The following is a 22,273-nucleotide window of genomic DNA, read 5'->3' as shown; positions in this document are numbered from 1 at the left end:
ATGGTAAAGCGATAACCAATGGATAATACAGAAACTTCATTTACTATGAATAATTCGAACAAATCATACGATATGCGAAAATTGAACTTCTCGATTATAGCGGTAGTAAGCTTGATGCTGGTTATGATTATGGGTTGTTCCGATCAGTTTCTCCAGGTAGAGCCAATAGGGAAAGCTGGTGAAGAACAGTTTTATAATACTGATGATGATGCCATTAAGGGGGTAATGGCCACTTATGATGTATTGCAGTGGTCCTATGCACAAGATTGGAACAGCATCTATATGGTGAAAACTTTGCCCACAAATGAAACCACTGCAGGAGGTAACGGAAGTGGTGATCAGCCGCCCTATCAACGGTTGAATGATTATACTTTTTCGGCGGATAATCCTGCGATAACAGCGTCGTATCAGTCGTTGTATTATGGGGTGTACCGGGCTAATAAGGTAATCAATAATGTGGATCCGGAAGCATCAGATGTACGAAACCAAGTAGTTGCCGAGGCAAAGTTTCTACGTGCCTTCTTCTATTTTGAACTGGTTTCTATGTTTGGGGATGTTCCATTGAACCTTAAAGAGTTGGCCCCCAGTGAATATTCTCAGTCCCGTACGCCGGCCAGCGAGGTGTACGCCCAGATCGAAACAGACCTCACGGAAGCGATTAGTGAATTACCGTTAAAGAGTGAGTATGGCCAAGCCGACAAGTTCCGAGCATCAAAAGGAGCGGCTCAAGCATTATTGGGTAAGGCCCATTTATATCAGGAAGAGTATAACGAGGCCGCTGCTCAATTTGATAATGTTATTACTTCGATGGAATACGACTTGGTGTCTGACTACAGCAAAGTCTTTCGCGAAGAAACCGAGCTCGGGGTGGAGTCGGTATTTGAGATTGTTTATGTGAAAGATCAAGGATATAACTGGGGCAACTTTCCTTGGGGTTCTCGTATTCAGGAAAATAATATTCACTGGCAGTTAGCAGGTCCCCGTACCGATAATTATAATGACAATGATGGAACCGGTTTGCAGGGCGGTTGGGGATTTTTATACCCCACGGAGGATCTGTACAACGCTTTTGTAAATTCCAATGACAGTACACGCCGAGTTAATAGCCTGCTCTCTGAACAAGAGTTGGAAAACAGAACAGGGGATACTATTACGGGTGATCCGTATGATTATGAGGGATATGTTCGGCTCAAGTATGGTTCGCTGGCAGGTGAGACCAGCTCTGAAGACGGAGCGGTACCAGCATTGAATTATGGTACAAATATTCGCCTTATCCGTTATGCGGATGTACTCTTGATGGCGGCCGAAGCGTATCATCACAGCTCTGATTATACCGACAGCGATGCCCGTACTGAACTCAATAAAGTGCGTGATCGGGCTGACTTGCCACCGGTTACTACATCAGGGCAGGCGCTAATGGATGATATTAAAGAAGAGCGACAACTTGAACTGGCATTTGAAGGGGTTCGCTATCTCGATCTGATCCGCTGGGGCGATGCTGCTTCGGAGTTGGGTAGTTTAGGATTCCAATCCGGAAAACATGAGTTGTTTCCCATTCCTGCTGATGAGGTAAGACGAAATAGCGAAATTACTGAAAATAATCCTGGTTGGGGCGGCGGTTAGGCCACAGATCACTCAAAATTAATTTTTACTTATACAGGGGATGAGTTGCACCTCCCATTTTTTAAATAGGATCTATGATCCCTTAAAAGGTGCAGCTTATCCCTTATTTTTTATATAAAAAGCCACTTTGCAAATGTTGTTTTTGCGGGTCATAAAGTACGTATCGATCTTCTTTGTTATAATATGCTCCCTGTCTTGTAGCAAGGATAGTAATAACTACAACTTCGATTTTGATGAGGAGCCCGAAGATACAACTGAAGCGGGTACTCTTATCTGGGCGGATGAGTTTGAAGAAGGTGGAGCTCCTAATGAAGAAAATTGGACATATGATATAGGCCACGGAGATAATGGCTGGGGAAATAATGAAGTGCAATATTACACAGATGAACAAAAAAATGTACGAGTCGAGGATGGTAAACTGATTATTGAAGCATTAAAGGAAGACGGAGAGTGGACGTCTGCACGAATTAAAACCCAGGGTAAACGATCATTTAAGCACGTAACGGTCAAAGCAAAAGTTAAGTTACCCGCAGGATCGGGAACATGGCCAGCGATCTGGATGCTGGGAGCTGATTTTGTAGATGTCGGTTGGCCTGCAAGTGGAGAGATCGATATCATGGAGCATGTTGGAAAAAATCCTGGTCTTGTCCACAGTTCTTTGCATACTCCCGCAAGTTATGGCAATACGCAAAATACATCTTCAACAGAGGTTACTGATTTTAGTGAATCGTTTCATATTTACGAAGCTGTGTGGACTTCTGAAAGTATAATATTTAAAGTAGATGGAGAGACTTTCTATACCTATAGTCCATCCCAAAAAAATGGGGATACCTGGCCGTTTAATGATGATTTTTTCATCATTATGAATATTGCCATGGGCGGTAATTGGGGAAGTGATGCACAGTATGAAACCGGAGGCTTGAAAAATGGCATCGACCCCGATCTTACCGAAGCTCGGATGGAAGTTGAGTACATACGAGTGTATGCCAACTAAAAAATCGACATTTTTTAAATTCAGACGTAAAATTTAGATGGCTACAAACTATAATCTATCCCGCGTAATTCTTTTATCTACTGCGGCAGCATTGGGAGGTTTTTTATTTGGGTTTGATAGTGGAGTGATCAATGGAACTGTTGATGCCCTTCAATTGGCTTTTAATTCTGACTCTGCGGGAACAGGATTTAATGTAGCATCGGTGCTGTTGGGAAGCATGGTGGGAGCTTTCTTTGCGGGGACTCTTGCTGACAGGTTTGGTCGTAAGCCCATAATGATTGCCACGGCGGTGGCATTTATTTGTAGCGCTTGGGGATCTGGAATTTCATCCGGATCATTGGAATTTGTCATTTATCGTATTATCGGTGGGATGGCTATGGGAGCTGCCAGTATTCTTGCACCAGCCTACATTAGTGAAATTGCTCCTTCAAAAGTACGTGGACGGCTGGCTACCTTACAACAGCTGATGATTGTGATAGGATTATTCATGGCGTTTATGAGTAACTACTGGTTAGCCGGATTATCCGGTGGGGCGACAGAGGTCTTGTGGGGTGGGTTTCAAACGTGGAGATGGATGTTCTGGGCCGAGATAATTCCTGCTTCTGTATTTTTCTTTTCTTTATTGGCGATCCCTGAATCCCCACGGTATTTAGTAGCGGCTGGAAGAGTTGATGAGGCCGGTCAAGTGCTTAAGGGAATCTTGCCTTCAATCAATATTAGGGAAAAAGTTGCTGATATTGAATCAACCCTGCAAGAGGGAATAAAACCCAAATTCAGGAACATTTTTGACAGTTATACCGGGAATATACATCCTTTGATTTGGGTTGGATTGGGCTTGGCAATATTGCAGCAGTTCACGGGTATTAATGTCATTTTTTATTATGGAGCTACACTTTGGAAGTCGGCAGGATTTACGGAGGGAGATGCACTGCTGCAAAATGTAATCAGTGGAAGCGTAAATATTTTCTTTACTTTTGTAGCCATTATGTTGATTGATAAAGTAGGGCGTAAACCGCTTTTATTGGTCGGATCATTAGGTCAAGCTGTAATGCTTGGTGTAATGGCTTATGTATTTAGTATTGCACCAGGTGGCGGACCGGATTCGCTAACGTTAGGTCCAACACAAGGTACTATTGCTTTACTGGCTGCCAATACTTACATCGCTTTCTTTGCTTTTTCATGGGGTCCGGTTATGTGGGTGATGCTTGGAGAGATGTTTCCTAATCATTACCGTGGCGCTGCACTTGCCGTATGTGGAATGGCACAGTGGGGCGCTAATTTTATAATCACTATCAGCTTTCCGGTACTGCTATCAAATCTTGGACTTGGTATTTCATACGGCATCTACGCTTTCTTTGGAGTAGTTGCTTACTTTTTTGTTAACATGTTTGTCGATGAAACAAAAGGATTGAGTTTGGAGGATATATCAAGGGGAGGAGCGAATAGGAAGCAGCCGCTTGAAACAAATGCTATAGATTAAGGTTTTCCTTTTTTGATATATACATATCATTTGTTTATCCCGTTAAACTTGTCTCATAACTCTGTTATATGATGATTTATTTCAAAAAATAAAAAAGGCATCACAGCGGAGCTACGATACCAGAAATAGTTTTTATAAGAAAAAAGGGGCGTATTGCACGCCCCTTTTTAGTGTTTGAGTATTTTGTTAGAAAATTACTTCAAAGCCTTATTAACAAGCCTCTCTTGTTCAGCTTTGTGAACTTTCTTCTGTCCGGCAGCCGGAGAAGCAGAAGCTTGTCGACCCACATAGCGTAGGTTCTGTCCGTCTTTAAGCTGCTGCATAATGCGCGTTGAGACAAATGTCCAGGCTCCCATATTTCGGGGCTCTTCCTGACACCAGACAATATCATCGACATGGCTATATTCGTCCAGAATATCACTAACGTCCTGATTGGGGAAAGGATAAAATTGCTCTAAGCGTGTAATAGCAACATTATCGATCTCCTCATCTTGACGTTGTTTATATAAGTCATAATAGACCTTTCCGGAGCAGATAACCAAACGGTCGATGTTATTTTTGTCTTCCACTTCCTCGTCGGGAATAAATGGCTGATATTGTCCCTTGGCTAAATCATCCGTTTTAGATGTTGCCAGCGGATGACGTAATAAGCTCTTGGGTGACATGATAATAAGCGGCTTTTTATCATCCTGTTTTGCTTGCTTACGCAAGATGTGGAAGTATTGTGCAGGAGTCGTAAGGTTCACAACCTGCATGTTATCTTCTGCACAGAGCTGTAGATACCGCTCCAGTCGTGCCGATGAGTGTTCAGGCCCTTGTCCCTCGTATCCGTGGGGGAGGGTCATGACCAGAGATGATTTTTGTCCCCATTTAGCTTCACTGGCAGATATGTATTGGTCCATTACCACTTGGGCACCGTTGGCAAAGTCACCAAACTGGGCTTCCCAAATGACAAGCGCATCAAGCTTGGCCGCACTGTATCCAAATTCAAATCCAACAGCAGCAAATTCACTGAGCAGGCTGTTGTAGGGATAAAAAGGCGCCTGATTATCATCAATATTATTTAGTGGAATGAACTGTTGGTCGGTTTCCGTTCCGTGCAGGATAGCATGACGATGCGAGAAAGTACCCCGCTCAGCATCTTGTCCTGTTAGCCGAACAGTAGTTCCATCTTTGAGGAGCGATCCGAAAGCAAGAGCTTCAGCAAAACCCCAGTCGATTTTCTTCTCATTCTTTTCAACCGTTTCGGCGCGTTTTGCAAGTTGACGAAGCAACTTGGGATTGGCATCAAAATCTTTGGGAACAGTGTTAAGTTTAACCGCAATATCTTTGAGTTCTTCCTCAGGATAGGTTGTATCCGGGAATTCCGGCCATTCATCCTGGGTCAGCTCATCCCGGTCAATCATATCTTCAGTCACCTCGAGAGGAGAGGCATTTTTTGCATCCTCAAAAGCCTCGCGAAGCAGATCGTCAAATTCATCAAAAATCTCCTGCATCTCTTCTTCGGTAAACTCACCGCGTCCCAAGAGGGTTTTCGTATAAATATCACGAACCGTGGGATGATTTTCGATCTCTTTATACATGCCCGGTTGCGTAAATGCCGGCTCGTCGCCTTCGTTGTGACCGTGCTTACGGAAGCCGATCAGATCGATAACGACATCCTTGCCAAACTTCTGGCGGTACTCGAATGCCATTTGCATGGCATGAACGGCTTCTTCGGGGTTGTCGCCATTGACGTGAAAAATCGGAGCAAGAATAGCTTTTGCAAGGTCAGAAGCATATTCGGTAGAACGCCCGTCTTCGGGTAGCGTAGTAAATCCAATCTGATTATTGATAATGAGATGAATGGTACCGCCCGTTTTATAGGCATCCAGCTGCGACATATTTAAGGTCTCAGCAACTACTCCCTGTCCTGAAAATGCGGCATCCCCATGGATAAGTACAGGCACGTTTTTCTTCTCTGCATCTTCACCATCGTGATCTTGAGTTGCACGAGTGGCACCTTCAACGACGGGGTTTACCGATTCAAGGTGGCTCGGATTCGGCATTAATTCAATTTCTACTTCTTCACCTGAATTAGTTTCGTATGTTCCTTTCGATCCCAAGTGATATTTAACATCACCGGAACCTTGAATACTATCGGGATCGAGGTTTCCTTCAAAATCAGCAAAGACCTTGCGATACGGTTTGTTCATGATATTTACGAGGATGTTCAACCGTCCCCGGTGAGCCATACCCATAAATATTTTTTCAACCTGATCTTCGCCTGCTTTTTCGAGCATGTGATGCATCATCGGGATCAGCGTATCAGCACCTTCAAGCGAGAATCGCTTGTGCCCGATATACTTTTTATGGAGGAACTGCTCAAAGGCCATAGCCTGATTGAGCTTGTGTAAAATTTCTTTTTTCTGACCTTTGGTCAGATCAGGGGTGTTAGTGGTTGACTCCATTCGTTCGCGCAACCACTTGCGTTCATCCAGATCAAGAAGGTGCATAAATTCAGCACCCATCTTTCCGCAATAAGTTTCGCGCAGTAAGGTGATGATTTCGCGCAGCGTCGCTTTTTCATTGCCGCCAAGACCACCGCAATAAAATTCGCGATCCAGGTCCCAAAGTGTGAGATCGTAATAGCTAAGATCCAGCTCCGGACTTTGCCCGGGTTCGTCACTCAACGGATCGAGATCAGCAAGCACATGTCCACGCGTGCGATACATATTGATCAGTCGCATTACATTAATGGCGCGCTTGTTTTGCTCCAGCGTAGCTCCGCTGCCATCCAGCTGGCCTACATAGTTATCGGCGCCAAAAGGAAGGGGATCATAGGGAATTTCAAGATCCTCAAAAATATCACTGTAGAAATCCTCTTCGCCATTTAACAAACTATGGACTTTCTTGAGAAACGCACCAGATTCAGCTCCTTGAATAACCCGGTGGTCATAGGTCGAAGTCATATTCATCACTTTACTGATGCCCAGCTTGTTGAGCACTTCTTGCGACATCGATTGATACTCCGCCGGATAATCGATCGCCCCGGTAGCAATGATAGCACCCTGTGTTTTCATCAGGCGGGGTACCGATTGTACGGTTCCGATCATACCGGGATTAGTGAGTGTAAGAGTGGTACCCTGGAAATCAGAAATTTCGAGATTGCCATTGCGAGCTTTGTCAATAAGATCCGAATAAGCGTAGAGGAATTCCTTGAAGTTCATCTTGTCAACGCCCTTAATATTGGGCACCAACAGGTTTCGAGAGCCATCCTTATTTTGTACGTCGATAGCCAGTCCCAAATTGACTTGATCCGGAATAACTTTATAGGGCTCTCCATCTTTATAGATGAAGGAGTTGTTCATGTTGGGATATTCTTCCAGCGCTTTGATAATGGCCCATGCAATATAGTGCGTAAACGAAGATTTGGGCTCATTGCGCTGCTTTAGATGCCGGTTGATGATAGCCCGGTCTTCAATAAGCATCTTCATCGGAAGTGATCGCACTGAGGTAGCGGTAGGTACTTCCAGACTTTCATCCATGTTCTGGACGATCTTGCTGGACACGCCCTTTATTTTTTCAAGTGTAGCTCCTGAAGGGATATCAGCATTGCTATCGTCTTTCTGCTGAGGAGTTTTCTTAGTTTTTTTCTGATTCTGAGCTTTCGAGGGAGCAGTTTGGGTAGCGGGTGAACCGTTACCGGTTTTCCCTGCCTCAGATTTCAGATCTTCTGCCTGTTCCACACCTTCAATTTCGTCAAAATATTGACGCCAGTGATTGGGAACAGAAGAGGGATCTTCTTGGTATTGATTAAAAAGTTCTTCAACAAGTGCGGAATTAGGTCCGAAAACAGCTTCGAGCGACTTCAAAATATGGTCTTATTGAGTGGGTTTAAATTATTAGTAAATAAACGTCTGCAAGAGTTAATATTGAGTGTTATTTTTGGTTTCTTTAAACCATAAACAATCAAGCGTAAAGTTAATCATTGTTATATTAAATTACGATTCTTGAGCAGAGATAATTTTTGCCTTTATTCTGCTTATTTTGATATCCCAACAATGATTGGATAAAGTAGGTTTCAAGAAATTTATGAGTGATAAAGTGAAAGAAAAAACAGGGGCAGAAAATGTGCGATGGGATCTTTCTGACCTCTATAATTCTATTGATGATCCCGCTCTTGAAAACGACAAGAAAAAAGTCGCTGAGCAGGCTGAGGAATTTGCATCAACGTATAAAGGAAACGTAGCCGATCTTGATGAAGAAAGTATGAAGCAGGCTCTTCAAGATTACGAAGAGCTGATTGAAACGATTGGTAAGATCGGTTCATATGCACATCTTATCTGGTCGACCAATACCAACAAGGCTGAATATGGCAAGCTGATGCAGGAAGCAAATGAGCTTTCTTCCGAGATCCATCAGAAGCTGGTGTTTTTTGATGTGGAGTGGTTGGCTGTGGATGATGAAAAGGCCCGGAAGCTGATCGAAAGTGATGAGTTGGAAAAGTACAAGCACTATCTGGAAACCTCCCGCCAATACAAAGATCATGTACTGAGCGAAAAGGAAGAGCAGATATTATCCGCCAAGAAAGTAACCGGACGCAGTGCGTGGAATCGCTATTTTGATGAAACTATGGGGGCGGCCCGTTTTGAGCTCGACGGTGAAGAACTAACACAGCAGGAAGTATTGAGCAAGCTTCATGAACCGGATCGTGACCTGCGAAAGCGTGCACATGCATCGCTGACAGAGACGTTCGGGGATCACAGCCGTACGATGACGTTTATTTTTAATACACTGCTGGCCGATAAGCATACCGACGATAAACTCCGCGGCTACGACAGCTGGATTTCATCCCGAAATTTGGCCAACGAAATTGACGATAAAACGGTGGATGTTTTAATCAATTCGGTAACGGACAGCTACAATCTGGTGCACCGTTTTTATGATCTAAAACGTAGCTTATTGGGTTATGATAAGCTTTATGACTATGATCGTTATGCACCGTTGTTAGAAAGTGAGAAGAAAATAAGCTGGAATGAAGCCCGGGAAATGGTGATGGATTCATATACCGATTTCCATCCTGAAATGGGAACGGTCACCGGTAAATTTTTTGATAACAATTGGATTGATGCAGCAATGAAACCCGGCAAGAGGGGAGGAGCCTACTCGGCCAGTACCGTTCCGTCGGTGCATCCCTATGTATTTATGAATTTTGACGGAAAAGTCCGGGACGTACAGACGTTGGCTCATGAGTTGGGACATGGCGTTCATCAGTATTTATCCAGAGAGCAGGGGGCTCTGCAGGCAGACACGCCACTGACGACCGCCGAAACGGCTTCCGTATTTGGCGAAATGCTGGTATTTCAAAAATTGATGGGTGAGCTGGATGATCCCAAAGAGAAACTGGCACTACTGATTGGTAAAATTGATGACACTATTGCAACGGTCTTTCGGCAGGTTTCGATGAATCGTTTTGAACATGCGATACATACACACCGGCGCGAGAAAGGAGAACTTACTACCGAGGATTTTTCTACATTATGGCGCGAAACGCAGGAAGCGGTCTATGGTGATTCTGTAACTCTTACGGAGGAATACAATCTTTGGTGGAGCTACATCCCGCACTTTTTGCATACGCCGGGGTACGTGTATGCTTATGCCTTTGGTGAACTGCTGGTGCTTGCGCTTTATCAACAGTATAGGCGTTCGAAAAATGGATTTTCAGATAAATATATTGAAATGCTGCGCGCGGGTGGGTCCGATTGGCCGGAAAATATTGTGGGCAATTTGGGTTTGGATATTACACAACCGGATTTTTGGGATAACGGTCTTACAGCTATTGAGGAGATGATTAAACAGGCAGAAGAACTGGCAAAAAAGATAAATTAACAGGGGATGGATAATTACGCAACGGCACGGGAAAAGGAGCGATCAAATGCCGAATTAATGGGACAAAAGCGTCAGGAAAAAGCACTGCGTGAATTTAAGCAGGTGCTGAATGACCTGATTTTTATGTTGCAGAGTGCTTCCGAGATGGAAACGGTATATATGTACTGGGTGAATCGCTCGCGGGAGCAGTTTGTGATGGAGACGAAATCCACGGTGTTTGATAATGTGATGTTTAAAGATCGCATCAGTTTTGATAAACATTTTCTGGATGAGTTTAAAGATCTGGATGAGCCTACTGCAATTGAGATTGGCGAAGATATCCCCGCTTCCGCATTAAATCATTACTACAGTGAAGTTCCGGTCAAGTATATTACCTTGCTTCCATTTGTAAATAACGGGGAAACGGTAGCCATAACGGTGTTGGAATCGCGAGATCACATCTTTACCGAAAATAAGAGTGATGTCATTTATTCGTATATCAACGCACTGCGCAATGTGCTGAATACCTATTTGGAAATCAGTGATCTTTATGAGCAGGAGGATGAGTGGATTAATTACGAGGAATCTATTTCCGGATTAGAGATTCACTGTCACCGCACAGAGTTGATTAAGAAGCTCTTGAATACCATTCAATCGTTTTTGTATGACGGCGGGGTCTCGTTTATCACTCGGGGAATGGACAACTGGTATAATGTGCTAAATGCTGATGAAGCCAAATATGCACCGCCTATCGGGATGAAAATGGAGGAGCGGTCGCTGGCTTATGAGGCTGCCGAGCAGGGTGAGGCTGAATTTGCCATCCATTTTAATAATAATCCCAAGCGGCTTTCGCCAAGGGAACGGCATTCAGAGGGGGCTACTATTGCTATTCCGCTGATGATGAAAGATCGTCGTCAGGGGGTGGTGCTGGTGTACGATAAAAACCCCCTGATTTTTAAGGAATCGACAAAACACAAGTTAATAAACCTGGTGCGTATAGCGGGATTACAGATGCTCTCAAATAATCCCAAGCTGGATGTTGACAGCTCTGTTTTTGCAAACCAGTATGAGGCTTATTTGCCGGAGCTGTGGGAGCAAACGGTTAATTCGGAGTTACGGCGACTGAATCCTGATCCGGGTGCGCAGAAAAGCTGGTTTGGATTGGTGACACTTTCTAACCTTCCTGAGCTGCGTACTAAGTTGCGAATGGATCAGTTGGATCAGATGCAGAAGGATTTGATTGCATCATTTAATCCGAGCCAGTTCGGTTATAACGGTATTTTGGGATATAATTCTGACTATGTGTATTCCTTTTTAATCCAGAGCAAGGACGAGGATGCCGTAAAAAATTGGAGTAAATCCGTTAAAAAGAAATTTAACAATTCGTTTGAACTTTCAAACGGTATCCATATCGAAACGGGTATAAAAGTGGGGTTTGTGCGTTTAGACAGTGACTATACGGATAGTTATCAGGTATTAAAAAATGCCAAATCGGCTTTATCACAGGCTTTGAAATCCAATAAAAACGAAGCGGTATAACGTTTATGGGAAATTGTTATGTAATTGTTGTTGATGGTCTTGGCGTTGGGGCACAAGATGATGCCTCTGAATATGGAGATGAAGATGAAAATACGCTGGGCCATGTGTGTGAAGAAACAGAAGTTAAATTGCCAAATTTGCAGCGAATGGGGTTGGGCAATATTATTCCATTGGCATCAGTCGCTGTAGAATCGGAGCCTATTTGTGCTTATGGGAAAATGCGAGAGCAATCGGCCGGAAAAGATTCTACAACGGGACACTGGGAAATTGCGGGTATACCGCTTAATAGGCCTTTTCCTACCTATCCCGATGGTTTTCCCAAAGAAGTTATTGATGAGTTTTGTGAGGGGATCGACGTTGAAAAGGTATTGGTAAATAAACCGTATTCTGGCACCGAGGTTATTGCCGATTACGGTGAGGAGCATATGGAAACCGGGCATCCTATTGTGTATACCTCGGCCGACAGTGTATTTCAGGTGGCCGCGCATGTGGATGTAATTCCCTTGGATAAACTTTACGAATGGTGTGAATTTGCACGCAAAGAAGTGTTGCAGGATGAGCACGGGGTGGGACGAGTTATCGCACGCCCATTTACAGGGGAGCCGGGGAATTTTGAGCGTATTTCCGATAAGCGTCATGATTATTCGATGCAACCGCCCGAGCACAATGTCATTAATTTGTTAAAGCAACAGGGGACTAAAACCTATTCTATTGGTAAAGTAGTTGATCTTTTTACCGAAGAGTATTTTACCCAATTCCGGCGCACAAAAAGCAATGCCGAGGGAATTTCTCAACTGCTAAGCCTGATGTCGGCTGCGGAAGATAGTTTTGTATTTGTAAACTTGATTGATACGGATCAAAAATATGGCCATCGGCTTGATCCCCAGGGATTTGCAGAATGCCTGCAGGAATTTGACCGGGCGATACCGGCGATCGTAAGTAAGCTGGATGACGACGATATCTTGATCATTACCGGTGATCACGGTAACGATCCTACATCCGAAAGTACCGATCACAGCCGAGAGTTTGTACCCCTGTTATTATGTCCATCTGACAAGGCTGAACGTGTTAATCTTGGGACTCGTGAGACGTTCAGTGATATAGCAAGTACTGCTGCTGATTTTTTCGGTATTTCGGAAACATTTCCAGGCAGATCAATGTTGAATAACAGTGAGAAAAGCCGTTAAAATTGGTTCGAAATTTGTATTTTAAAGTCTTATATTATAGAGATCGAGAATAGACAACATATATCCAACTTTGTCGTTGTATTATCCCATTTAACTTGATTGTCTTATCGAAGTGATCTTTAGCAGCAGATCAAATCATCGCTAATAAATCCTAATTTAACCCATCATATCCCGTGGCTAGAAGTTCAGGTATTTCTACTCGAGAATCAGAATCTCTCGACCGTTATTTACAGGAGATAGGAAAGGAAAAGCTTATTACTCCTGAAGACGAGGTCAGGCTTGCCAAAGAAATTCAAAAAGGCAGTCAAAAGGCGCTTGAAGATTTAACGAAAGCAAACCTTCGTTTTGTTGTTTCTGTTGCAAAGCAGTATCAAAATCAAGGGCTTTCATTGGGCGACCTTATTAATGAAGGGAATCTCGGTTTGATTAAAGCCGCTAAACGTTTTGATGAAACACGTGGCTTTAAGTTTATTTCGTACGCCGTTTGGTGGATTCGTCAGTCTATTTTGCAGGCATTGGCCGAGCAAAGTCGTATTGTACGTTTGCCTTTGAACCGCGTTGGAGCACTTAATAAAATTGGTAAAGAGCTTTCCAAGCTGGAGCAAGAGTATGAACGTGTTCCTTCTGCCGCCGAACTTGCTGAAAGTCTTGATATGACGGTTTCGGAAGTGGCCGATACGCTTAAAATTTCCGGCCGACACCTTTCCGTGGATGCTCCTTTTGCTCAGGGCGAAGATAATCGTCTGCTCGATGTGCTTGAAAATGAAGAAACCCCCGATCCTGATACGGATCTGATGGGTGAATCACTCAAAGTTGAAATTGAGCGAGCACTTTCAAAGCTGACCAACCGAGAAGCTGAGGTTATCCGACTTTATTTTGGCATTGGTCGCGAACACTCGCTGACGCTCGAAGAAATTGGTGAGCGTTTTGATTTGACGCGTGAACGTGTTCGTCAGATTAAAGAGAAAGCACTCCGCAAGTTGCGTCACCATAACAGAAGTGCCGCATTGCGTGCTTATTTAGGATAATATCCGCACAAATATATTTAAGTATTTTAAAGCCCCGATTTTCGGGGCTTTTTTATTTGTCTAAACTTTTGATAGAATAGGGGGTAGCTATTAAATATTCTTCCAGCCGTTTCGTTTTTATAATTATGAAGAAAGGAATCAGCTTATTCTTACTACTTCTTTTTACAGCCGCTGCAGTGGAGGCGCAAACATATCCTTTTCGAACCTACTCTATTGAAAACGGTTTAAGTGAAGCGGTCGTTAACACGATTAGCCAAGATAAAGACGGATATCTTTGGGTTGGTACCGGCTATGGCTTAAACCGTTTTGACGGCGTTAGATTTAAAAACTATTACGTTGAGGATGGCTTACTCAATAACGAGATACAGTCGCTTTATGCGGATAGAGATAATCAGCTGTGGATAGGAACTGAAGGTGGTGTTAACGTCATGAGAGAAGATAGTATTTATACCATCCCGGTGCTGCAGCCACTGGTCTCCAGTTCCATTTTATCGATTTATAATGACAGCAGAAATGAGTTTTGGTTTACAACGGATGGCGAAGGGGTTTGGCATTGGAATCGCAATCAACAGCTTACGCAGTATCGAGAAGTACATGGAATGGGCAGTAATCGGGTGCGGGATGTTCTGGAGGATAACAATGGGGTTATTTGGTTTGCTACCCGTGAGGGACTCACGAAGCTGGAGGACGGGAACTTTAGAACCTATACGACCCGACATGGATTGCCCGACAATCGACTTCGGGATCTTGCATTAACTGAAAGTGGAGAACTTTGGATTGCCAGCCGAGGTGGTCTCTGCAGGATATTCGAAGAAGAAATCAGCTGTTTTACTGAACAAGACGGTTTAATCAATAATCGGATTCAATCCATATCAACAGACGAAAATAATAACGTATGGCTGGGAACCGAAGAGGGGGCCAGCTATTTTTCTGCCGGGGAATTTAAAAACTATTCGGCGGATGAGGGATTAGCGAATAATATTATCCATTCAACGTATTATGACACCGAGGGTAATATCTGGTTTGGTACCTTTGGTGGAGGGATTAGCCTTTTCTTAGGGGATCAGTTTGAAAATTATACGATTGAGGATGGATTACCCAACAATGTCGTTACCTCAATTACTGAAGATCACAAAGGACATCAGTGGGTTTCTACCTACGGTGGAGGCATAACCCAAATTGACGGAAAATCACTTAAAACTATCAATGCCTCAGATGGTTTGGTAGATAATAAGGTATATACGTTGCGTACGGATGATCAGAACCAGCTGTTGGTTGGTACGCGTTGGGGATTTAGTATCTATAATTATGAGACATTCAATAATTTTGACGAGCATGAGCTTCCCCATCGAAAAATTCGTGCAATCTTACCTTCTCATGATGGTTCAGATATTTTATTGGGGACCTACGGGGAGGGAATTATTCGATATCGAGATAAACAATTTGACCAGTTTACCGAAGATGACGGATTAGCTAATAATACGGTAATGGCACTGGAAAGGGGAGCTGACGGGTCTATTTGGGCGGCCACTTATGGAGGGGTAAGCCGATTAAAAGACAACACATTTACAAATTATACGCTGCAGGATGGGTTGCCCAATAATGGTATTCTGGATGTATTAATTGCTGATAACGGGGAATTATGGGTGACGACATTTGGTGGTATTGCCCGCTTTACCGGCGATGGTTTTGAAGCTATAACCCCCGAAAATGGACTGCCTGATAAGGTTTGCTATTTTATAGAACAGGATGAGCGCGGAATTTTCTGGATCGGGACTAATAAGGGCGTTGTTCGATTTGATCACCGGGCCTATCAATCGGGAACTGAAAATACGGATACCCAGATTTTTCGATTACTTACCACCGATCAGGGACTTATCTCCAACGAAATGAATGCAGGAGCTTCATTTAAGGATAGCCGCGGAAGACTTTGGTTTGGATCGGTAGGAGGGGTATCCGTTTTGGATCCCTCCAAAGAAAAGATTGGCAATGTCGCCCCCAAGGTACATATTGAAAATGTTAGCGTATCCGGGGAACGTATTTCTATCAAAGAGCCTGTGGATATTGGGAGTGAAAATCGTAATATCACGATCGAATTTATCGGCATTAGCTTTGCGGCCCCTCATCAGATGCAATATCGTTATCGATTAAAAAATTCTGATCAAGGATGGCAGGAAACTACTCAGTCTTCGGTTCGGTATTCTGCACTTATGCCCGGAGACTATACCTTTGAGGTAAAGGCACGAAATTTTAATGGGCGATGGAGTCCCGAGGCTGCACGTATTAGTTTTTCGGTGCAGGCCCCATTTTGGCTGCAGTGGTGGTTTATTGTATTGGTTGTTTTCGCTCTGGCAGGTATCATGCTGTTTATTTACAACTACTACCGCGTCAAAAAGATGATAGAAATGGAGCGAATGCGCGTACGTATTGCCAGTGATCTGCATGATGATGTGGGATCGGCTCTAACAGAAATTGCGCTACAGTCTGACTTTCTGCAAACAATGGATGTGCCGAATAAGATGGAAGAATCCCTTAAGCAGATTGGTACACAAAGTCGTAGAATAGTCTCCAGTCTTGACGATATTGTATGGTCGATTGATGCCCGTAATGATACGATAGGAGATCTTACAGATCGGATGCAGGATTATATGAATAATGTATTACCGGACCGGAAGGTGTATTACGATTTTGATTGTGATATGCAGCGACAATTGGATGTGTCATTAAAAGAAAATTTGTATCTAATATTTAAGGAAGCGGTAAATAATATAGCCAAGCATTCAAATGCAGATCGTGTAGATGTAAAGTTATGTGTTGATAGTAGTGGGTTTACAATGGGGATTAAAGATAATGGGACTGAAGTTTCAGGATCGCGAAAAAGTGGGCAGGGACTAAGGAATATGAAGATGAGAGCGAAACGAATTGATGGAGAAATTACATTTAATAATAAAAATGGTTTTGAAGTGATCGTAGAGAATTGTAATTAATTAGTACGGATTTAGTTCAAATGTAAAAGCTCCGGTATTATGGCACCAGTAGTTGGAATTGTTGAGGACAATAAAAAAATACGGGATTTAATACAGCGCTATCTGGATATGCAGGATGAGTTGTCATGTCCTGTTGCGGTGGATTCAGTTGAGGAGATGCTGGAATATCTTGAAGATCATCCTGCGCCGGATGTTATTTTGATGGATATTCAACTTCCCGGGATGTCAGGTATAAAAGGCATAGGTCTGATTAAAGAGAAGTATGAAGATGTTGATATCATCATGCTAACGGTGTATCACGATTCCCACAAAATTTTCAATGCCCTGCGGGCTGGAGCATCGGGATATTTGCTAAAACATACCTCGTTGCCGGAAATTAAGGAGTCGATTTTAAAGCTTGTAGACGGCGGCGCGCCTATGTCCCCACAGATTGCGCGCAAGGTAATTAACCATTTCCAGGAAAATGCACCGAAAAAGAATACCGATTCAGATCTGACGCCCCGTGAACATGATATCGTAAATGGGCTCGTGGATGGATTAAGCTATAAAATGATCGCTGACCGCTACGACATTTCTATAGATACGGTTCGTGCACATATCCGCAATATTTACAAGAAGCTGCACGTTAACTCTAAGGCGGAAGTCATTGCGAAGTCATTAAAGGGAGAAATTTAGACCTCCTTCGCATGAATATGTGATTGTTAATCATGTTATTGTTTGATAAAATAGTGATAGAAAATAACTGGAACGCCAGATTACTCTACTGAAATTTAATATGGAGATCGCTATGAAACTGTTTAAAGCATTGATAATTACGCTGATGTCACTCCTCCTAACTGGTTGCTATACTCAGCTTCAGTATAGTGAAACCATGAAAAAGGTTACGGATAAGAAAAAGGCAAGCGATACTTCCACCTATGCTTGGAGTGGGGAGGAGGAAGATGAGTCTTCGCAAGATCAAACGAATGGCGATGTAACTGAGGCAGAGCATCAACAAGCGGAAGCCAAAGAGTATATCCCGGTATATTATAAGGATTACGAGTATGCTACTAAATATGGCAATGTATACAACTTTTACGGTGATGACTGGTATGGATATAATACTTATCCTCATTTAAGATATAGTTCTTTTTATTCGTGGCATCCGTTTAGTTATGATCGCTGGGCCTATCACAGCTTTTACGGTCGGTGGTACGATCGACCGCATTATGGGTTATCGATTAGTTTAAGATGGGGATGGCCTTCGTATCATTACGGTTATTACGATCCGTTCTATAGCCCCTATTATGACTACTATTGGCATCGATATTACAGTGGATATGCCTATGGATATGGGAATTTTTATGGAAAGTCCGGATATGGACAAGGATATTATCCCGATAAAAAAGTAAGAGAGGATAGCAATGTTCGTTATGGTCCGCGTTCCATTGGCACAAACCGGGTGGAATCAAGTGGCAATAGATCCAGAGCGGTTAGTGGGGATCGAAGTGCTGCGGTGACTAATCGAAAATCTTCAACGGTTCGCACCCGATCGGTAGGTACCACTCGCACTCGAGATACTTCGGACAGGTCAACTGTGAAGCGTACGAAAAGCCGGGATGACAGTAGTTCCTCAAGCCGGAGTCGAACAAGAGGGCAAGGTCAAATTAATAACAGTCGGGTAGATCGTTATGACTATCGCAGAGGTGACGAGCTACCGCTTGTTATTGATGAAAAACAGTTGGAACAGATTCGGGCTCGAAACAGCAATAATAGAAATAGTATCATAAACCGATCTCAGTCAAATAGTAACAGGGAGAGAACAACATTTTTTAACCGGATGAAGAACTTTTTTGAACAAGGAACCAGCAGCTTTTCGAATGGGAATAATGGACGAACATTACGTACCAGAAGCAGTTACCCATCGACAAACAGGTCGGCTATAAATCGTAGTTCGAGTAGTAACAATCGCAGTTCGGTGACAAGAAGTAAATCATCATCCAGTAATTCACGTTCACGGGGCAGTAGTAGTTCTTCGTCCCGAAGTCGAAGCGATAATGGCAGTTCATCGAGCTCGGACAGAAGCCGTGGCAATTAATAGTTAATGCGCCACATTCCTACGCAATCATTTTTAATTCATGAATGACAGAAGTATGTCTAAAAAAAGTATTTTGTTACTCATTGGTGTGTTCGTTATTTCTACTATTCAACTTAAAGCCCAGAGCGCGGATGATGTACTGCGATATAGCCTGGAGTATCCCTCGTACGATCCCATTAGTATAGTGATGCCGGGGGTTAGTAATGCCACTGGATTCGGTGCCTATCAGGAAAATCCGGCCTCGATGGCACTGTTTGAGGAAAGCTTTCTCTCGATGGGATTAAGTAGCCGCTTTCTCGACGAAACGGGGACCTATTTGGGGAATACTTCTAACTACTCCGATAATCAAACAGGTATTGGCGACCTTGGTTTGGTGTATAAAGTGCCTACCACGCGAGGTAGTCTGGTAGTGGGAGGAGGATATAGTCAAACGACCGATTTTAATCGGGCACTTTCGGCTTCGGGAAGAAATGACGGTTCTACCATCACTGATTTCTATAATACGACCAGTGATGACAGTTTGTTTTTTGCTGCTTTTGATACCTATGCCGTCGATTTTGCGACGACCGACAGTTCTTTTGCTGAGACCTCTTCGATTTTCCGCATTGGATTCTCACAATTCCCGGGAATCAATCAGGATATTGAAATGACTGAGCGAGGTAAAACGGGGGAGTATTCTATTTTTATGGCGACTGAGTTTATTGAAAACCTATTTATCGGCGGCTCGTTTGGGTACTATAACGGCACGTACACCTATAGAAGGGAGTTCTTGGAATCAGATCGGCAGGATGATTACAACGCCGATTTTATTGATTCCGATGGGGATGGTAACCCTGATACAGATATTGATAATATTTTAAGCGTTGATAGAATCGATGCCGAAATTCAGGCATTTAGTGCCCGCCTTGGAATTATCTACGAGCCTATGTCCGACTTTAAATTAGGTGTCAGCTATGAGTTTCCCTCGAAACTGTTCATTGATGAAGAGTTTAATACTAAAATCACGACAACTTTCGATAATACCGTCCAATTTTCTGATGAGGCACCCGGTACATTTTCATATACAATAACACGGCCGCAGCGGATTAAAGCAGGGGTAACCTTTTCAGGTATACCCAAGCTTACGCTCTCGGGATCGGCTGAAGCTATTTCCTATTCGGATGCGAAAATCGATTTTGATGAGATCAATTTAAATCCCCAAGAGAATGATATAAACTCCGAAGTGAAGTCCGCATTGAGTGATGCTATAAATCTGAGGGGTGGATTAGAATATAAAGCCAACGATAATTTTACAGCTCGTGGGGGATATGCTTATTTCCCCAGTCCACAGGATGGCATCAACAGTGATCGCCAATTTATCAGCGGGGGATTCAGTGCCGTTTTAACCAAAGGTCTTACTTTTGATTTTGGTCTTCAATACAGCTTCTGGGATGATCAAAACGCCCTCTATTCTACGCCTGATGTCACCGAAGTGGTTGATGAGCAAGTGACCCGCCTTAATATAATGACTGGTCTTAGAATGACGCTGTAAAGATTTATTGGCTGTTAGCCAGTGACTTTGAAGTAGTCGTAATATTGAATTTAGCCCAGACCGGAAGGTGATCTGAAGTGGTACTGCCATAGTTATTAATATATGGTCTGGGATCATGAATGAGCGTACTATTTTGCACATGCTCATCAAATAGCTCATCACTAATCGTAATATGATCAATGAGATCTGTATACTCTTCAGGTACTGAGGCTGTCTCATCTGCTTTTGAAAGAACTTCTGTTATTACATCAAAATTATCAGTGTCTTCAACAAATTCGTCGTAAGGTGTTTCCTGATAGACGTTGTCTCCGTTTTGCTCTTCATAATAAATCGACTTATCAACATCATCGTTGTAATCCCCTAAAAGAATAATATTGGCATCCGGTTTATTATCTTTTAAGAAGTAATAAAGTCCCTCAGCGGCTTTTTGCCGGCGTTCATAGGATTCAGCATAATTGCTTGTGTTTGCTTTACCGTGGATTACAACGGCATAGAATTTCTGTGTCACGTTTTCATAGGTGTAATTAAAGCGAAAAAACAGGGGAGTACGTCCACTGGCCCAATAGTAGTCCCAATCATTTTGGTATTCTTCCTTGACGTCACTGATTGATCCTGTCTCAAGAGAATCAATAGTATTTGTGTTGTAAACGAAGGCCATTTTTTGGTCTCTCGGAACATGGCTGGCTGTAAAACCTCTGTATCCGTTCATGTATTTAACGATGTCATTTAAAGCATCTTGATTCGCAACTTCTTGAAAAGCGTAGAGATCTGCGTCTAAAGAGTCTACAACTTCAACAATATTTTTAGTTTGAAGCATTTCGTTTGAAGGCCCATTGGATTCCGCCCCATACCATTCAATATTCCATGTTACGGTTTCCAGAATGCCGTCCGGTGATACAGGATCGTTTTGTTCAATTTGTTCTCCTTGTTCTTCTTCCTGCTCCTCGTCGGGGTCTTCTTCCGGTTGATAAGGCGTACCACAGGCTGCTAACACAAGCAGTAATGCAGTGAGAAAATAGGAGAGTTTTTGAAACGAAAAATGCATTAACAGTTAGTTATTATTTGCTTTGGGATTTACGCTTAGTACGGGACTTTTTACATGCCGGGCTACATTGGCTGTAGTACTGCCCACCATGAGGTAGTCGATGCCGGTACGCCCCACCGTTGACATAACGATAAGATCTTGCGGATTATCGAGGTTATAATTAAGAATGGCCTCGTGAGGAGTTTCTTCTGATACAATTACCTTAGTTTCCAGCAGGTCGCCCATTTCGTGCATCACTTCTTTGGCTAACACCTTAAGGCGCTGTTCCCGCAATTGTTTCTTGGAATCATCGGGTTCATCCTCATGCTGAGGATCATACGGCATTATGTTGACCAGCTCAAGCTTGGCGTTGGCTTTTTTTGCAATTTCCATCGCCACCGGAAAGGCCTCTTTGGAGTGGTCCGAGAAATCGGTTGTCACCATAATATGGTCTAAGTTGGTAAGCTCACGTTCTTCGTTGACAATTAAAACGGGAACATTCGACATTCTGAGTACTTTCTCAGATACCGATCCGAGGAAAAACCGAGAAAATCCCGTACGCCCGTGTGTAGTCATGACGATCATGTCAAAATCTTCGGATTCCTCCACAATAGATTGCTCCGGATTACCAATCGATATCAAGGGGTCTGTAACCAGTGAGGAGTCAATTTCTTCGTTGGCCAGTTCAGAAAGTCGTTCGTGGAGTGCTTCCTCAATTTCATCAAAATCTTCCATCGTAGAAGTCCCCATTCCAAACATGTAAGGACCGCCGTCAACCTCATTAAGTGGTAAATAAGAGTGAAAAGGGGTGACACTTCCATTGAATAATTTAGCCAGCTTTTCGGCGGAATGGAGTGCTTTGGATCCAAGGTCAGAAAAGTCGAGCGGGACAAGTATTTTAATGTTTTCCATGATGGTAGTATTTGATTAAAAGCTGAATTTATAATACAAAA

Annotated in this window: 14 protein-coding genes; 11 read left to right on the top strand and 3 right to left on the bottom strand. The window is 43.2% G+C overall.

The window, feature by feature from the left end:
• The first annotated feature begins 18 nt into the window (after window positions 1-18).
• The 3 genes from CK503_RS13130 to CK503_RS13120 all read left to right on the top strand — a co-directional run bounded on the left by CK503_RS13130 (window position 19) and on the right by CK503_RS13120 (window position 4,097).
• The gene (locus CK503_RS13130) at window positions 19-1,623 is read left to right on the top strand and encodes a RagB/SusD family nutrient uptake outer membrane protein (RefSeq protein ID WP_217988418.1); all 1,605 of its coding nucleotides are present in this window, start codon (window positions 19-21) and stop codon (window positions 1,621-1,623) included.
• Window positions 1,624-1,756: 133 nt separating this feature from the next.
• Window positions 1,757-2,617: a glycoside hydrolase family 16 protein gene (locus CK503_RS13125; RefSeq protein WP_095607290.1), complete on the top strand. Its 861-nt coding sequence runs from the start codon at window positions 1,757-1,759 to the stop codon at window positions 2,615-2,617.
• A 37-nt stretch (window positions 2,618-2,654) separates the two neighbouring features.
• Window positions 2,655-4,097, top strand: coding sequence for a sugar porter family MFS transporter (locus CK503_RS13120; protein ID WP_095607289.1), 1,443 nt, complete (start codon window positions 2,655-2,657; stop codon window positions 4,095-4,097).
• A 194-nt stretch (window positions 4,098-4,291) separates the two neighbouring features.
• On the opposite strand, the gene CK503_RS13115 is transcribed toward CK503_RS13120, so the two are convergent.
• Window positions 4,292-7,951: a multifunctional oxoglutarate decarboxylase/oxoglutarate dehydrogenase thiamine pyrophosphate-binding subunit/dihydrolipoyllysine-residue succinyltransferase subunit gene (locus CK503_RS13115; RefSeq protein ID WP_095607288.1), complete on the bottom strand. Its 3,660-nt coding sequence runs from the start codon at window positions 7,949-7,951 to the stop codon at window positions 4,292-4,294.
• 220 nt (window positions 7,952-8,171) lie between these two features.
• Between CK503_RS13115 and CK503_RS13110 the strand changes: the two genes are divergently transcribed.
• From CK503_RS13110 to CK503_RS13075, 8 genes are all read left to right on the top strand, one after another.
• On the top strand, window positions 8,172-9,968 hold the full coding sequence (locus tag CK503_RS13110) for a M3 family oligoendopeptidase (RefSeq protein WP_095607287.1): 1,797 nt from the start codon (window positions 8,172-8,174) through the stop codon (window positions 9,966-9,968).
• A gap of 6 nt (window positions 9,969-9,974) precedes the next feature.
• The gene (locus CK503_RS13105) at window positions 9,975-11,486 is read left to right on the top strand and encodes a GAF domain-containing protein (RefSeq protein WP_095607286.1); all 1,512 of its coding nucleotides are present in this window, start codon (window positions 9,975-9,977) and stop codon (window positions 11,484-11,486) included.
• Between the two features lie 5 nt (window positions 11,487-11,491).
• On the top strand, window positions 11,492-12,673 hold the full coding sequence (locus CK503_RS13100; RefSeq protein ID WP_095607285.1) for a phosphopentomutase: 1,182 nt from the start codon (window positions 11,492-11,494) through the stop codon (window positions 12,671-12,673).
• A 173-nt stretch (window positions 12,674-12,846) separates the two neighbouring features.
• On the top strand, window positions 12,847-13,701 hold the full coding sequence (locus CK503_RS13095; protein WP_095607284.1) for a sigma-70 family RNA polymerase sigma factor: 855 nt from the start codon (window positions 12,847-12,849) through the stop codon (window positions 13,699-13,701).
• Window positions 13,702-13,826: 125 nt separating this feature from the next.
• Window positions 13,827-16,688, top strand: coding sequence for a ligand-binding sensor domain-containing protein (locus CK503_RS13090; RefSeq protein WP_095607283.1), 2,862 nt, complete (start codon window positions 13,827-13,829; stop codon window positions 16,686-16,688).
• Between the two features lie 39 nt (window positions 16,689-16,727).
• Window positions 16,728-17,363 (top strand): response regulator, encoded by a 636-nt coding sequence (locus CK503_RS13085; RefSeq protein ID WP_095607282.1) that lies wholly within the window; start codon window positions 16,728-16,730, stop codon window positions 17,361-17,363.
• Between the two features lie 112 nt (window positions 17,364-17,475).
• Window positions 17,476-18,765 carry a hypothetical protein gene (locus tag CK503_RS13080; protein ID WP_141239937.1) on the top strand — a complete coding sequence of 430 codons (1,290 nt, stop codon included), beginning with the start codon at window positions 17,476-17,478 and terminating at the stop codon, window positions 18,763-18,765.
• Between the two features lie 55 nt (window positions 18,766-18,820).
• Window positions 18,821-20,296, top strand: coding sequence for an OmpP1/FadL family transporter (locus CK503_RS13075; protein WP_176466314.1), 1,476 nt, complete (start codon window positions 18,821-18,823; stop codon window positions 20,294-20,296).
• Window positions 20,297-20,300: 4 nt separating this feature from the next.
• On the opposite strand, the gene CK503_RS13070 is transcribed toward CK503_RS13075, so the two are convergent.
• Window positions 20,301-21,341, bottom strand: coding sequence for an endonuclease/exonuclease/phosphatase family protein (locus CK503_RS13070; RefSeq protein ID WP_095607279.1), 1,041 nt, complete (start codon window positions 21,339-21,341; stop codon window positions 20,301-20,303).
• Window positions 21,342-21,347: 6 nt separating this feature from the next.
• The gene (locus CK503_RS13065; RefSeq protein WP_095607278.1) at window positions 21,348-22,232 is read right to left on the bottom strand and encodes a universal stress protein; all 885 of its coding nucleotides are present in this window, start codon (window positions 22,230-22,232) and stop codon (window positions 21,348-21,350) included.
• Window positions 22,233-22,273: the final 41 nt, after the last annotated feature.

Origin of the sequence: Fodinibius salipaludis (assembly GCF_002287075.1) — a bacterium.
GTDB lineage: Bacteria > Bacteroidota > Rhodothermia > Balneolales > Balneolaceae > Fodinibius > Fodinibius salipaludis.
This window is presented reverse-complemented; position numbering and strand designations above follow the sequence as displayed.